The 15,000-nt window shown below is 72.2% G+C and carries 13 protein-coding genes; 8 read left to right on the forward strand and 5 right to left on the reverse strand.

Going from position 1 to position 15,000, the window contains the following annotated elements; all coding sequences use genetic code 11:
* Window positions 1–107: 107 nt before the first annotated feature.
* Window positions 108–1,094, reverse strand: a complete 987-nt coding sequence (locus WEB03_RS15610) for a diguanylate cyclase (RefSeq protein ID WP_368071845.1) — start codon at window positions 1,092–1,094, stop codon at window positions 108–110.
* Between the two features lie 270 nt (window positions 1,095–1,364).
* On the opposite strand from WEB03_RS15610, the gene WEB03_RS15615 reads away from it, so the two are divergent.
* From WEB03_RS15615 to WEB03_RS15645, 7 genes are all read left to right on the forward strand, one after another.
* Window positions 1,365–2,342, forward strand: coding sequence for an FAD-dependent oxidoreductase (locus tag WEB03_RS15615; protein ID WP_368071846.1), 978 nt, complete (start codon window positions 1,365–1,367; stop codon window positions 2,340–2,342).
* Window positions 2,343–2,391: 49 nt separating this feature from the next.
* The gene (locus WEB03_RS15620; RefSeq protein WP_368071847.1) at window positions 2,392–2,706 is read left to right on the forward strand and encodes a DUF3039 domain-containing protein; all 315 of its coding nucleotides are present in this window, start codon (window positions 2,392–2,394) and stop codon (window positions 2,704–2,706) included.
* 572 nt (window positions 2,707–3,278) lie between these two features.
* Window positions 3,279–3,665 carry a hypothetical protein gene (locus WEB03_RS15625; RefSeq protein WP_368071848.1) on the forward strand — a complete coding sequence of 129 codons (387 nt, stop codon included), beginning with the start codon at window positions 3,279–3,281 and terminating at the stop codon, window positions 3,663–3,665.
* Window positions 3,614–4,270, forward strand: coding sequence for a beta-phosphoglucomutase (gene pgmB, locus WEB03_RS15630; protein WP_368071849.1), 657 nt, complete (start codon window positions 3,614–3,616; stop codon window positions 4,268–4,270). Before WEB03_RS15625 ends, pgmB begins: the two co-directional genes overlap by 52 nt.
* Window positions 4,267–6,327, forward strand: coding sequence for a chloride channel protein (locus tag WEB03_RS15635; RefSeq protein WP_368071850.1), 2,061 nt, complete (start codon window positions 4,267–4,269; stop codon window positions 6,325–6,327). The genes pgmB and WEB03_RS15635 overlap by 4 nt, the downstream gene beginning before the upstream one ends.
* Window positions 6,328–6,369: 42 nt before the next feature.
* A complete protein-coding gene (gene yaaA / locus WEB03_RS15640) occupies window positions 6,370–7,131 on the forward strand; it encodes a peroxide stress protein YaaA (RefSeq protein ID WP_368071851.1) in 762 nt (253 codons plus the stop codon).
* Window positions 7,132–7,237: 106 nt separating this feature from the next.
* Entirely contained in the window at window positions 7,238–8,152 is a 915-nt protein-coding gene (locus WEB03_RS15645) for a YihY/virulence factor BrkB family protein (RefSeq protein ID WP_368071852.1), read from the forward strand.
* On the opposite strand, the gene WEB03_RS15650 is transcribed toward WEB03_RS15645, so the two are convergent.
* The 4 genes from WEB03_RS15650 to WEB03_RS15665 all read right to left on the reverse strand — a co-directional run bounded on the left by WEB03_RS15650 (window position 8,121) and on the right by WEB03_RS15665 (window position 12,945).
* Window positions 8,121–8,933 (reverse strand): DUF3097 family protein, encoded by an 813-nt coding sequence (locus WEB03_RS15650; RefSeq protein ID WP_368071853.1) that lies wholly within the window; start codon window positions 8,931–8,933, stop codon window positions 8,121–8,123. The two genes, WEB03_RS15645 and WEB03_RS15650, sit on opposite strands and share 32 nt — an antisense overlap.
* Entirely contained in the window at window positions 8,930–9,466 is a 537-nt protein-coding gene (locus WEB03_RS15655) for a beta-class carbonic anhydrase (RefSeq protein WP_368071854.1), read from the reverse strand. Before WEB03_RS15655 ends, WEB03_RS15650 begins: the two co-directional genes overlap by 4 nt.
* A 2-nt stretch (window positions 9,467–9,468) precedes the next feature.
* Window positions 9,469–12,087, reverse strand: coding sequence for an aminopeptidase N (gene pepN / locus WEB03_RS15660; protein ID WP_368071855.1), 2,619 nt, complete (start codon window positions 12,085–12,087; stop codon window positions 9,469–9,471).
* 66 nt (window positions 12,088–12,153) lie between these two features.
* Complete coding sequence (locus WEB03_RS15665; RefSeq protein WP_368071856.1) at window positions 12,154–12,945, reverse strand: crotonase/enoyl-CoA hydratase family protein; 792 nt, start codon at window positions 12,943–12,945, stop codon at window positions 12,154–12,156.
* A 250-nt stretch (window positions 12,946–13,195) separates the two neighbouring features.
* Here WEB03_RS15665 and WEB03_RS15670 point away from each other — a divergent pair, with 250 nt between their 5' ends.
* The gene (locus WEB03_RS15670) at window positions 13,196–14,995 is read left to right on the forward strand and encodes a long-chain fatty acid--CoA ligase (RefSeq protein WP_368071857.1); all 1,800 of its coding nucleotides are present in this window, start codon (window positions 13,196–13,198) and stop codon (window positions 14,993–14,995) included.
* Window positions 14,996–15,000 lie beyond the last annotated feature (5 nt).

A 15,000-nucleotide genomic window follows, 5' to 3' on the forward strand; every position in this document is an offset into this window, starting at 1 on the left:
TGACACCATGTTGACACATGCCGAGCGGAACGCGAGGGAACACATCCGGTCCTGAGACCGACTCCTCGACACCCCCGGACGGCCCCGTGCTTGCCGGGGGTTCGTCGTCACCGAGCCGGCAGCACGGCGGGTTCCCGGAACCAGCTGGACCCGGAACGGTGCTTCGCGCGGTACATCGCCTCGTCCGCCGTGCGCATCAGCGCCCTGACGTCGACGTCCGCGTCTCCCGTCACCGCGATGCCGATCCAGACCGCGACCGGCACCTGGACCCCGTCGATCTCGAGGCCGTCCTCGACGGCAGCGGTGAGCCGGCCAGCGATCTCGTCAGCATCCTCCGGCGACGCCAGATCCTCACAGACGGCGACGAACTCGTCCCCACCGACCCGGGCGAGCGTGTCCGATGGCCGCAGCACCCCGGCGAACCGGTGGGCGACCTCGGCGAGGACCTGGTCGCCAGCGGCGTGGCCACGGGTGTCGTTGACGAGCTTGAAGCCGTCGAGGTCGAGGAACATCACCGCGATCAGCGTCTCGTGCCGATCGAGCCGGGCGACCGCCAGGGCGAGCCGGTCGTCGAACAGCGCCCGGTTCGGTAGGCCGGTCAGCGCATCGGTGCGGGACGCTCGGCGGAGCGCGAGCACGCTGGAGGCCAGCTGCGCCTGGTGGGTGAGCACCTCCAGCTCGGCGGAGGTGAACGCGCGTGCGACCGCGTCGAACATGGCGACCGACCCGAGAACCACGCCGTCGTCCACCAGTGGGACCCCGGCGTACGCGCCGATGACCCCTTCGGCGACGAGCGGGTTGCTGGCGTAGACCGGGTGCGATCTGGCGTCGTCGACGGTCAGCGCGCTGCCGGTGTCGACCACCTCGGCGCAGAACGACAGCCAATCGGGGACGTGCGTGCACGGGGTGCCGACGCCGACCTCGGCTGCGTAGGTCTGCAGGTCGGGTCGGACGATGTTGACCACGGCGATCGGGACGTGACACCCGAGCTGCAAGGTGGCGACGACCGCCTCGAGAGCGCGATCGTCGGCGTGTCCTTCGAGCTCAGCCGCAGCGACCGCAGCGATCCTGCGGGCGTCACGGACGCCGGTCACCGGGCCAGACGCCGGGGGCTCGTCGATCGCCGGGGCAGTCACAGGCACGCCCGTGAGGTTCGAGGTACCGATCGAACGGTGGTCGTGGCCGGTCGAGGGCGTCCGAGCCGTCCGCCGACGGTACCGGCGACGCCTCGGCGTAGGGTGGGCTCCCGCGACCCGGAGGGCAGATGAGCTTCGGAGCTGACCACGTTCCGGATGGTGAGCTGCTCGAGCGCCTCGAGGCCGTCGCGCTCGAGCTCGCGGACCCCGAGACCGGCCAGCTCCCCGATGGTTGAACCCTCCGGTCATCTCGACGCGGTCGTCGTCGGTGCCGGCGTCGTCGGGCTCACGGCAGCGCTCGTGCTGCAGTCGACCGGACGGCAGGTCGCCATCGTCACCGCTGACGATCCGGGCGCCACCACCTCGGCGCTGGCGGCGGCGGTGTGGTTCCCGACCAAGGTCGGGCCGCGGGATCGTGTCCTCGTGTGGGGAGCTCGCACCTACCGGGTGCTGCACGAGGCGGCGGGCGACCACGCGAGCGGTGTCCTCCTGCGCGACACCGTCACCCTGTACCGAGATCGGCCCGGCCGTCCCTGGTGGAGCGCCGCCGTCCCTGACGTCCGCGACGCCCGGCCGGACGAGCTCCCAGCCGGCTACGACCACGGTCTCGCCTTCACCGTGCCGCTGGCCGAGATGCCGGTGCACCTGGCCTGGCTCCTCGACCGTTTCGTCCGCGGGGGAGGGGTCGTACGGCGGGCCCGGCTCGGCAGCCTCGCTGACCTGGCCGGCGAGACGCCGTTGGTGGTGAACTGCGCCGGGCTGGGGGCCCGCGACCTGGTCGGTGACCGTTCGCTGACCCCGCTCCGCGGCCAGATCGTGCGGACCACCAACCCGGGACTGACCGTCAGCCTCCGAGACGAGCACCACCCGGGTGGCTACACCTACGTCCACCCGCGTCGGGACGACTGCATCCTCGGCGGCACCGTCGAGCCGGGCCGCGACGACACCACCCCGGACGACGAGGTCACCGCCGCCATCCTCGACCGGTGCACCGCTCTGGCGCCGGAGCTCGCCGACGCCGAGGTGCTCGACGTCTCGGTGGGCTTACGGCCCGCCCGCCCGACGGTGCGCCTCGAACGCGACGTCGGCTCCGTCCCCGGGAGCACGGTGATCCACGACTACGGGCACGGGGGCGCAGGCGTCACCCTCGGATGGGGTTGCGCCGAGGAGGTCGCCGCGCTCGCGGACGCCGTCGAACCACGGTGAGCCCCGACCCAGGACCGGGCGAGCCGGTACCGTTCCCGTCATGGATGCCGTGACCACGACCGCCGCGACGGGTGCCGCCGACACCAGGACGGCCCCCCGTTCGACGACCGTTCCTGCCACGCCGGTCGTCGACCCGCAGGTCCGCCCCGATCCCTCCTCCGGTGACGGCGAACACGATCGCTTCACGCACTACGTGAGCAAGCGACAGCTCGAACGTTCGCGCCGCAAGGGCACCGCGGTGACCGCCCTCTGCGGCAAGCGCTGGAAGCCGGACGGTGATCCGGCGCGCTACCCGATGTGCCCGACGTGCTCGGACCTCGCGGCCGAGTTCCTCAGCCGTGGGTTCGGCGACTCCAAGGGCTGAGCGTGCAGCCGTGAACGGGCCGGGATCGGTACTGCCTCCGCCCGTGGTGCCGTTCGCGGTGCAACCGACGCGGGAGGTCCGTCCGGACCTGTGGCCGCTGGCGCGAGCCGTCCCCGAACACGTCGACGACGATGGACCGCGGACGCTGGTCCGGCTCGACCGTGAGGTCGTCGACCTGGTCGCTGCGAAGCGTGATGCACTGGGGCGTGATCCTGGTCCGTGGACGGCGTCGTCACCGTCGCTCGCCGCTGAGGATGCCGTCGAGGTCGGTCTGCGCCTGGCAGCCGCCGTGGCTGACGCGGCCCCCTCGTTGCTGACGCTGATCCGGCAGCGATCACCGTCCCAGGCACCGGCGTCCGGGTCTCGACCGACGGCTCGATCAGCGAGGTGGGACCGAACTTCGGCCGCCCCGTCCTCGGCGATCCGCGGGTGGTCCTCGAACGGCTCACAGCGGTCGCACCGGCGCACCGGCTGCCGGAAGCGGTGGCACTCGCGATCGCCGAGGACCCCACGTCCGCTGGGTCTGGGGGCTGACCGACGATCCGGCAGCAGCCCACCATCCTCGGGTCCGCGTGGTCGCTCCGCCCGTCCCCACTCCCGGGGAGCTGACGTTCCGGGCCGAGCGGCAGACCACGCTGCCGCTCCGTGACGTGGGCCTCGGGATCTTCCTCATCCGGGTGCACCGAGCCCCTCTGGCGACCGTCGTGGCGACCACGGCGCGTCGGTCGCGCTTCGCCGCAGCCGTCGACTCCCTGTCCGAGGATCTGGCCGGCTACAAGGGCATCACGGGTCAGCGGCGCACGGAGGAGCTGGTCCGGTGGCTCGCGGACCTCGAGGTCGGGGAGACCACGACCGACCGAGCGACCCAGCCCACTACCGTGCACGCGTCTCCGGAGGAGCGACACGCGTGGCAGATACCGCCATCCAGGCCGTCATCTTCGACCTCGACGGGGTCCTGACCGACACGGCCGAGTACCACTACCTCGCCTGGCAGGAGCTCGCCGACGCCGAGGGGCTGCCCTTCGACCGGCGGGCCAACGAGGCGCTCCGTGGCGTGTCGCGCGCGGACTCGCTCCGGCTGTTGCTCGACGGACGCGAGGTGGCCGAGGACGACTTCGCCCGCATGATGGCGAGCAAGAACGAGCGGTACGTCGAGCTGCTGGCGGACATGTCGCCGTCTGATCTGCTGCCGGGGGCGGTCGAGCTGATCGACGCCTGCCGCGACCGGGGCCTCGCCGTCGCGATCGGGTCGTCGTCGAAGAACGCGCCGCGGGTGATCGCCGCCCTCGGTATCGCGGACCGGTTCGACGTCGTCGCTGACGGCACGATCGTCGAGGTCGCCAAGCCCGCTCCGGACCTCTTCCTGGCCGCGGCTCGCGACCTCGGGGTCGACCCGGAATCCTGCGCCGTCATCGAGGACGCGGCCGCTGGCGTCGACGCTGCGCTGGCCGCCGGGATGCTCGCCGTCGGGATCGGGCCGCACGAACGGGTCGGAAACGGACACCTGGTGTTCCCCACCACCGCGGACGTCGATCTCGCTGCCGTGCTCGCCGCGCGGGTGTGAACGGGCTACGCGTCCCACGCCCGGTCCTCCACGGCTGGGAACTCACCCGTCGCGGCCTCGGCGCGGTCCGACGCCGGGCCCAGGCGGAAGGCACCGTCGACGGGGTCCTGCTCGGGCTCGGAGCAGCGACCGGCCTCGTGACCGGCGCCCTCGCCTGGGTGCTGATCTCGACCGTCGAGCTCCTGCAGCACCTGCTGTGGACCGACCCGGCGCCCTGGTGGCAGATCGTCACCATCCCGGCGCTCGGCGGGCTGGTCGTCGGCTACCTCGTGTCCCGCGTGGTCCCCGAGGCCGCTGGCGGCGGTGTCGTGTCCACGATGGAGACCCTCGCCCTCCGGGGTGGCGCTTTCCGTCGCCGGGTGCCTCTCGGGTCGCTCGCGGCGACCTCCGTCGCCCTCGGGACCGGTGCCTCCGGCGGTCGTGAGGGACCGATCGTGCTCATCGGTGGGTCGGTGGGCTCGCTCATCGGTCGCCTCGTCCCGATCGGCGAGGGCCGGATGCGCGCCCTCGTCGCTGCGGGCGCCGCTGCCGGCATCGGCGCGTCCTTCAACGCACCCATCGGGGGGATGCTGTTCGCGATCGAGGTGTTGCAGGTCGGCGTCCGCGGCGGCGCGCTCCAGGTGGTCGTGGTCGGATCCGTCGTCGGGTCCGTCGTCGCGCGCCAGCTCGTCGGTGAGGATCTGATCTTCCAGCCCAGCCGGAACCTGGCCCTCGGCGATCCCATCGAGCTGCTGGTCTACGCCCTGCTCGGCCTGCTCGCCGTGGTCGTGGCCGTCGGCTTCCAGCGGGGGGAACGCGCGGCATCGATCGCGTCGAGGTGGCTCCGGCAGCGGATCGGGTGGCCAGCGACGGTCGCCACCGCTGGCCTGGTCGTCGGCCTGATCGCGCTCCTGGTCCCCGAGGTGCTCGGCGACGGCGAATCGGTGCCACCCGTCGCGGGGCTCCGCGAGCCCATCCAGGCCATCCTCGACGTCGAGCAGGGGACCACCTGGCAGGCGGCTGGCTTCCTGCTCGTGCTCCTCGTGGCCAAGCTCGTGGCCACGTCGGTCACGGTCGGTGCCGGTTCCTCGGTCGGATCCTTAACGCCGATGCTCCTGACCGGTGCGGCGCTCGGCGGCGTGGTCGGGACCGCGGCCCTCCCGATCCTGCCGGCGCTCGACCCCGGCGCGGTCGCGACCGTCGGGATGGCTGCGGTGTTCGGTGCGACCGCTCGGGCACCGCTGACCGCGATCCTCATCGTCTTCGAGCTCGTCGGCGACTACGAGCTGGTCCTGCCGCTGATGCTCGCGGTCGGCCTGGCGGTCTTCCTGCACGACCGCGTCCACGGCGACGGGATCTACGCCACGAACCTGCGACGGCGCGGGGTGGTCCTCGGTCGGCCCGACGACGTGGACGTGCTGCAGCGCGTCGAGGTCGGTGAGGTCATGACGCGCGACCACCCGACCATCCCCGCGGATGCCGACCGTGAGGAGCTGGCGGCACGGTTCGCGAGCAGCCGGAGCAACGGCTTTGCCGTGGTCGACGACCGCGGCCAGCTGGTCGGTGTGCTGACCCGCCGTGACGCCGCCGAGCGGGAGGGCGCCACAGCAGGGGCGCTCTGCACCCGGCGCGCCCTGACGGTGGCGCCGAACGACCCGGTCTTCGTGGCGGTCCGACGGATGGCCTCGCTGGACGTCGGGAGGGTCCCCGTGGTCGACCCCGCGAGCCGGCGGATGGTGGGGATGCTGCGACGCGAGGACGTGGTCCGCGCCTACCAGCTCGGCCTGTCGCGGGGGACCGCGGTGCAGCAGCGACGCAACACCGCGCAGCTCCGCGACCTCACGGGGGTGCGCTTCGTCGAGCTGGCGATCGAGTCAGGATCGCCCGTGGCTGGGCAGGCGGTCCGTGACGTGGCCTGGCCCGAACGCACGGTCCTGACCAGCGTCAGTCGTGACGGCGAGGTCGTGGTCCCGCGAGGTGACACCATCCTCAGCCCGGGCGACGTCCTCGTGGTGCTCGCGTCCGACCCCGACGCTGTCCGTGCCCTGATCGTCGGGGACGGACACGCCCACCTCTAGATCGAGTCCCGCTTCCTCCCCTGCGCGAACCCCGGAGCCACCGTGCCACGTCGCCGTCCGCTGCTGCTCCTGCCGCCGTCCAAGGGGAAGTCCGAGGGTGGCGGTGGTCCGCCCTACGCAGCGACGCTGCCGGGGTCCGAGCTCGCTGACGCGCGGACGAGGGTGCTCGAGGCGCTGGCGCACGACGTTCCCGGCCTGGATGATGCGGCCGTCGCGAGGTTGGCGGGGGTCGGCGCCGCTGGTGCGGTCGAGCAGCGCGCCTCGCTGGTCTCGCTCGGCGACGCCCCGACCTCGCCGGCCAACCGGCGCTACACCGGGGTGGTCCACGGCAACGCCGGCCTGGCCGATCTTCGACCTGGTCAGATCCGCGCCGAGGTGAGGATCGTGTCCGGACTGCTCGGTCTGGTCGCCCTGGGCGACCCGGTGCCGGCCTACCGGCTCGAGTTCACGGCGTCGTTGCCGAGCCTCGGGGGACTGGCCGGGTTCTGGCGTGAGGCGGTCTCCGAACACCTCGCCGCGCTCGGCCGCGGCCGCCGCGTCTGGGACCTGCTCCCCGGGGAACACCGGCGCGTGTGGAGCACGCAGACCCGTGCGGGACTCGACGTGGTCGAGGTGGCGTTCCTGCGCCCGGACGGTCGCTCGGCCAACGCCGCACGCACCAAGGTCGCCAAGGGCAGGCTGGCTGCGGCTCTGCTGGCCGAGCCGGGGATGTCGCCGAGCGACCTGCCCGGACACGTCGATCTCGGTCCGGGCTGGAGCGTGCACGCGGACGGTCCGTCGGTCACCGCCATCTACGCCGGCTGAGCATCGCCGCCCGTCGAACCGAGCCGCGCACGACCGGACGACCGGCTGCGGCAACTGACGCGACCCGCACCGGGTCCTACCGTTCCTCGCCGAGGTGGAGGGTCACGTGTCCGAGGCGGAACTGAGCGACCGGGTACGCGAGCGTTGGCGTGCCGTCGCCCGTCGGTTGCCGCCGGGGATCAACCGGATCGCGGAACGGATCGCGGGCCGCGAGCTGCTGCTCGAGGCCAGCAGCCTCGGGTTCTACGGGCTCGTGTCCGCCCTCCCGCTGCTGACCATCACCTTCAGCCTCGTCGGTCTCGTGGCGGGTGATGCGCAGCTGGAGCAGTTCGCGCAGCAGGCGGAGGAGAGCGGGCCCGCGGGGACCGGCCAGATCCTCCAGCAGCTGCTCGAGAACAGCGACTCGCTGTCCTGGGCGGCGGTGCTCTTCACGATCTGGCCCGCGACCGCGTACGGCGGAGGGCTCCGGCGTGCGCTCAGCCGCGCGACCGAGGAGGACGCGACCGCCCCCGCCCTCCGGGGCCGGGCGACGGCCGTCGGGATGGTCTTCGCGCTGCCGGTCCTCGTGCTCGCGGGGCTCCCGCTGGTCGCGGTGCTGACCTCGCTGGGAGACGATGGGCTGGCCGGAACGATCCTCGGTTGGGGGCTCGCGCTCGTGGTCGGGGTCACCGCGCTCACGTTGATCCTCACCCTGCTCTACAACGTGTTCACGCCGGATCGGCTCGGGTGGCGAGACACCCTGCGCGGCGCGGCGATCACCGCGGCCGTGACCACGCTGTTCTCCATCGGCTTCGTCGCCTACCTGCGGCTCGGCAGCGTCGAGGACCGGTTCGGCGGTGCCACCATCGGCCTGATCGTGATGCTCGGGGTGTACCTCTTCGTCGCCAACGCCCTCCTGCTCGCTGGCTTCGAAGCGGCCGCAGGGCTCGACGGGGGTGATCTCGACGAGAGCGGCGACCGCGACGACGGTCAGGCGGCCGCGACGACGGTCAGGCGGCGGACGCGGTCACGTGATCGATGAGGCGCTCGACCGCTCGGATGAGCTCGCGGTCGAGGTCGCGCCAGGTGGTCACCGACCGGGCGATGTGGCGCCACAGCTCCCGCGGGTCGCTGAAGCCGAGCCGCTGCGCCGTCCCCGTCTTCCAGTCCTCACCTCGTGGCACGTCCGGCCAGGCGGCGATCCCGACGACCTCGGGCCGGACGGCGGCCCAGACGTCGACGAACGGGTGGCCGGTCACCAGCACGTCGGGCCCCTCGACCTCGGCGGCGACGCGGGCCTCCTTGCTCCCGGGCACGAGGTGGTCGACGAGCACGCCGACCCTCCGGTCCGCTGAGGGGCCGAAGGCGTCGATCACGCCCCGCAGGTCGTCGATGCCGTGCAGCACCTCGACCACGACGCCTTCGACGCGCAGGTCGTCACCCCAGACCTGCTCGACGAGGGCCGCGTCGTGGATGCCCTCGACCAGGATCCGACCCGCCCGGGCGACCTTCGCCGGCTCTCGTGGCACGGCGAGCGAGCCGGAGTTGGTCACCGCGGGGACGACCGGGGCCACCGGACGGGGCGGTGGGATCAGCGTGACACGCACGTCGTCGACGAGGAACGCGCCCGGGTGGAGCCCGAAGCGGCGCTCACGTCCTCGACGGTCCCGCAGGGTCACCGCGTCGCCGGTGCAGCGGACCGCCGCGCCGGTGAACCCGTCCGCCGCGACCTCGATGATCATCCCCGGCGCCACCTCGACCCGCGGGATCGGGCGTCGGTGCTGACCGGGGTCGGCCAGGACGTCGCGGTCGTACCGGCTCACGCGTGGGTGCTCGGCGGGACCACCGGACGGACCGAGCCGTCGTCGACGTCGATGACGGCGCCCGCGACCGCCCAGGGGTCGGGCCGGCCGGGCCACGCCAGCAGCCGGGCGACGTCGTGACGCACCGCCTCCTCGACGTCGGTGAACCAGCCCCAGTCGTCGCGCATGGGGTCGAGGTCGCGGAGCCGGTCGCCCAGCGTCCCGTCCTCGTCCTCGAGCCCGCAGTCGGTGTGCCCGAGCACCAGGCAGGCGCGGGTCCCGAGCATCGCGGTCGACAGGTGGAGCGAACGCAGCACGTCCTCACCGATGCGCGCCCCGGCGACGCGGATGATGTGCGCGTCACCGTGAGCGAGCCGCAGGTCGCCGAGCGCATCGATGCGGGCGTCCATGCAGGTGATGACCGCGAGGCGGCGCACCGGCGCCGGCGAGTCCGGTCGTCCGGAAGGGCCGCTGACCGCGCCGGCCGCCAGCACGTCGCTCAGGACGGCGATCGGGGCGGCTCCTTCAGCGGGGTCCTGGCTGGTGGTTCCCACGGTCAGCTCCTCGATCGTTCGGGGGACCGGGTGTCGCTGTCGGCGTCGACGGCGCGTGCCGACAGCGTCCGGGTGAGGGTGTCACGCTGCTCGAGCAGCACGCGGCGCAGGGGACGAGGAAGACCGCGGCTGAGGGTGGCGTCCACCCGCGCGAGCAGCTCGTCCGACGCGGCCGGGTGCGGGAAGGTGCCGGTGGAGAACTCGATGGCCCAGTCGAGCGAACGCTGCGACCAGACGTCGTCGAGGGCCTCGAAGTACCGGTCCACGTACGGTGCGAGGATCTCGGTCTGGTCGAGCTGACCGAAGCCGACGAAGACCTGACGTGACAGCGTGTGCGACAGCGACGTGTCCTCGAGGAGTCGGTCCCACGCCTCCTGCTTGGCATCAGCGGCCGGCCGGACGGCACGGGCGGTGAGAGCTTGCCGCTCGCCGAGGTCGGTCGGGTCACGTTCGAGCTCGGCGTCGATGTCCCCGGTCGTGAGCTGGCCAGCCCGCGAGAGCGAGGTGACCAGGTGCCAGCGGAGGTCGGTGTCGACGGTGAGGCCGTCGAACGACAGGTCCCCGACGAGGAGGCGACGCACGTCGCGGAGCTGATCCTCGTCGCCCCGAGCGGTCGCGGCCCAGTGCCGCACCCACGCGAGCAGGTGGTCGCTCCCGGGCGATGCGCCGTCAGCCTGCACACGGGCCGTACGGGCCAGGGCGGCCAGGAGGGCCGGACGGTGCGCCGGCGCGGCGTACCGCTCAGCCGCCGAGACAGCGCGCAGCAACAGGCGCTGGAGCACACCGATCTCGGTCTCGGAGGCGATGTTGGTGCGCACCAGCTCCCCGAACGTCGACGCGGCGAGCTCCCCGTCACGGACCATGTCCCATGTGGCCGACCACACCTGGGCCCGAGCGAGCGGGTCGGTGAGCGCCGCCAGATCGTCGGTGAGCGCCACCGTCGACGCGGGGTCCAGCGCCACCTTGGCGTAGGTGAGATCGTCGTCGTTGACGAGGATGACCTCGCCCGCGGGCACACCCACGAGCTCGGGGACCTCGGTCCGAGCGCCAGCCACGTCCAGCTCGACGCGCTGATCGCGGACCAGCCCCGCGTCGGTGCGCCGGTAGCACCCGACCGCCAGCCGGTGACGGCGCAGCACCTCGCGGTGCTCGGGCGTGCCCGGGAGCCCGGACCACGAGGGGGAAGGTGAGGTCTGGACGACCGCGAAACGTTCGTACGTGCCGTCGTCCGCCACCGCGAAGTCGGCGGTGAGGTGCGCCACCCCCGTGGTCAGCAGCCACTCGTCCCGCCAGGCCGCCAGATCGCGCCCCGAGGCGCGTTCGAGCGCGCCGAGGAAGTCCGGCAGGGTCGTGTTCCCCCACGCGTGGCGGGCGAAGTAGTCGCGACACCCGGCGAGGAACTCGTCCTGACCGACCCAGGCGACCAGCTGCCGCAGGACCGACGCCCCCTTGGCGTAGGTGATGCCGTCGAAGTTCTGGTGGACCGATTCGACGTCCGGCATCTCGTCGGCGACGGGGTGGGTCGAGGGCAGCTGGTCCTGCAGCTTGGCCCAGGTCTTCTCGGCGTCGAGGAAGGTGGTCCAGGACCCCTTCCAGCGGGTCGCCTCCGCCTGGCACAGCACGGACATGAACGTCGCGAACGACTCGTTGAGCCACAGGTCGTCCCACCAGCGCATGGTGACCAGGTCGCCGAACCACATGTGCGCCATCTCGTGGAGGATGGTCTCGGCGCGCCGCTCGCGGATGGCGTCGGTGACCTTGCTCCGGAAGACGTAGGTCTCCGAGAAGGTGATGCAGCCCGGGTTCTCCATCGCGCCGGCGGAGAACTCCGGGACGAACAGCTGGTCGTAGGAGCCGGCGAACGGGTACGGCATCTCGAACGCCTGGGCGTACCAGTCGAGCCCCTGCTTGGTCACCTCGAGGATCTCGTCGGTGTCGAGGTGGTCGGCCAGGGACCGCCGCACGTAGAGACCGAGCGGGAGCTCGCGGTCGCCAGCCCCCGGGCCGGTGTGGACGTCCCCGAACCGGGCGTACGAGCCCGCCACGACCGCGGTGATGTAGGTGCTGATGCGCTCGGTGGTGGTGAACCGCCAGGTACCGGCCGCACCCTCATCGGGACGCTCGGTGACCGAGCCGTTGCTGACGACGACCCACTCCTCGGGCGCGTCGACGCGGAACGAGAAGCTGGCCTTGAGATCGGGCTGATCGAAGCAGCCGTACACGAGGTGGGCGTCGAAGGGCTCGAACTGGCTGTGGAGGTAGACGCGAGCATCGGCCGGGTCGACGAACCGGTGCAGCCCACGGCCCTCGTGGGTGTAGGCCATCTCGGCGACGACGCGGAGGGTGTGGGTTCCGGTGGTGAGCCCCGGCAGGGACACCCGGGTCGGGCCGACCAGGTCGAGGTCGAGCGGCGTGCCGTCGAGTTCGAGCAGCTCGACGTCCGCTGCGGTCAGGTCGAGGAAGCTGTCGCCGTCGGTCCGGACGTCGAAGGTGACCGTGCTGCTCGACCGGAAGCGCTCCGCGCCGCGCGTGAGATCGAGGTGCACCTCGTAGCCGTGGACCTCGAGCTGGGCAGCGCGGGCTTCGGCCTCGGTACGGGTCAGGTTCTCGGCAGCGGCCACGGGACACCTCGGGATGGGGACGATCAGGGGTGGTGCCGGACCGGGCCGACCCACCGACGGGGCAGGCTAGAGGCCCGGTGCGTCGAAGCGCCCACCGCGTCCGGCCCCCGCCTGGAAGGCCGCCACCGAGGCGGCACCGCCCTCGGCCAGCGCGCCCGCTCCTGTGCGGTGCTCCGCCAGGAGGGCGTCGTCGAGCGGCGCGTCGAAGGCCCGTCGAGCAGCGTCGAGGTCAGCGAGCATCGTCCGGCGCGGGAAGGCCTCGAGCGAGCGGCCGAGTGCCACAGCTGCCTGGAGGGCGGTGTCCTCGGGGACGACGCGCGTCGCCAGGCCGATGCGAAGCGCCTCGTCCGCTGCCACGGGCCGACCCGTCGCGATCAGGTCGAGCGCGACGCCGAGCCCCACGACCCGGGGGAGGCGGACCGTGCCACCGTCGATCAGGGGCACCCCCCAACGCCGGCAGAAGACCCCGAAGGTGGCGGTCTCGGCCACCACGCGCAGGTCGCACCAGAGCGCCAGCTCCAGCCCACCCGCGACGGCGTGGCCCTCGATCGCGGCGATGGTCGGCTTGCGGGTACGGCGACGCGTGGGACCCATCGGCCCCCGGAGCTCCTCGACGATGCGGTTGCGGCGAGCTGGATCGTCGAACGCGTGCAGGTCAGCTCCGGCACAGAAGGTGCCACCGGTGCCGGTGAGCACGGCCGCGACCAGGTCGTCGTCCGCCTCGAACCGGTCGAACGCGACGTCGAGCGCCTCGGCCGTCGGACCGTCCACGGCGTTGCGGACGTCCGGCCGGTCGATCGTGACGATGAACACCGGGCCGTCGCGCTCGGTCCGGACCTGTCCCGACGAGGACGACACGACGGCTCCGATCGGTGGGTGTCACTCCCGCGGGCGTTCCGCGCGGTGCGGGCGCCTGGAACGTCGTGAGCGTAGGCCCGGGAGCGGCGCGAGCGGGTGGGGGCCGGCGACTCGAGGTGACGTCCGTATCACCTTTCTCCACCGGAGAGGGTGGTCCGGCGTTGCTAGGCTCGGCCCTGGAGAGGGTGCCCGCTGACGACCCGTCGGTTCGGGAGCCCCACGTTCACGAACACCACCACGGGAGAGCGTCGTGCAGGAGTACACCAGCCCAGGCGAGGTCGCGATCGACCCGTCCGAGAACCTCACCCGCGCCCTCTGGGCCGCGGCCGACCAGCGCCCCGATGCGCCCGCCGTCGCGCACCGCGTGGGGGACCGGTTCGTCGAGTGGTCCAACCGGCAGTTCGCCGACGAGATCCTGAGCGTCGCGAAGGGCCTGATCGCCAAGGGCATCCAGCCCGGCGACAAGGTCTGCCTCTACTCCGCGACCCGCATCGAGTGGACCGTCTTCGACATCGCGATCTGGACCGCCGGTGCGGTCACGGTCCCGATCTACGAGACCTCCTCCGCCGAGCAGGTCGAGTGGATCGTCTCGGACTCGGAGGCCAAGGCGATCGTCATCGAGACGCCCGAGCTCAAGGGCACCTTCGCGTCCGTCGCGGGCAAGCTGCCCACCTGCGAGCACGCCTTCGTCATCGAGGAGGGCGCGGTCGAGGACCTCAAGCAGGCCGGCGCGTCGATCAGCGACGAGGACGCCCGTCGCACCGCGGACGCGGTCACCGGCAGCGACGTGGCCACCATCGTGTACACCTCGGGGACCACGGGCCGGCCGAAGGGCTGCGTGATCACCCACGGCAACTTCGTGTGGGATGCCACCCAGGTCGAGTCGGGAGCCAGGGAGTTCTTCAAGGAGGGCGAGCGCACCCTGCTGTTCCTCCCGCTGGCGCACATCTTCGCCCGGGTCATCCAGACCTCGTCCATCCGCGCCGGGGTCACCCTCGGCTACTCCACCGGCATCCCGAACCTCATGGAGGAGCTCGGGATGTTCAAGCCGACCTTCCTCATCGCGGTCCCGCGCGTCTTCGAGAAGGTCTTCAACGGCGCCCAGCAGAAGGCGCACGCCGGCGGCAAGGGCGCGATCTTCGACAAGGCCGCAGCCGTCGCCGAGGAGTACTCGCGGGCGACGACCTCCGGCAGCAAGGTGCCGATCGGCCTCAAGCTCAAGCACACCGTCTTCGACAAGCTCGTCTACTCCAAGCTCCGGGACGCGATCGGCGGCAACGTCCGCTACGCCGTCTCCGGCGGCGCGGCGCTCGGCGAGCGGCTCGGCCACTTCTTCAACGGGGTCGGCATCCTCATCCTCGAGGGCTACGGGATGACGGAGAACACCGCCGGCGCGACGATCAACCGCCCCGACGCGTTCCGGATCGGCTCGGTGGGAAAGCCCATCCCCGGCTCCTCGGTGCGCATCGCGGAGGACGGCGAGATCCTGCTGAAGGGCGGCCACGTCTTCAAGGGCTACTTCAAGAACGACGAGGCCACGCGCGAGACCGTGAGCGACGACGGATGGCTGCACACCGGGGACATCGGCCAGCTCGATGGCGAGGGGTTCCTGCGCATCACCGGCCGCAAGAAGGAGATCATCGTCACCGCGGGCGGCAAGAACGTCGCCCCGGCGGTGCTCGAGGACCGGGCCCGTGCGCACCCCCTCATCAGCCAGGTGATGGTCGTCGGCGACGACCAGCCGTTCATCGCCGCGCTCGTCACCATCGACCCGGAGGCGTTCCCCGCCTGGGCCGAGGCCAACGGCAAGTCCGGCGAGTCGGTCGCCGACCTCGTCGACGACGAGGACCTGCGGGGCGAGATCCAGAACGCGATCGACGACGCGAACAAGGCCGTGTCGAAGGCCGAGTCGATCCGCACCTTCCGCATCCTGCCGGACGACTTCGAGGTCGGCGTCGAGCTGAGCCAGAAGATGTCGGTCAAGCGTCACGTCGTCGGAGAGAAGTACGCCGACGTCATCGACGGCATCTACTCGGGCGGCAAGCGCTAGTCGGA

Origin of the sequence: Nitriliruptor sp. (assembly GCF_040882075.1) — a bacterium.
Lineage (GTDB): Bacteria > Actinomycetota > Nitriliruptoria > Nitriliruptorales > Nitriliruptoraceae > Nitriliruptor.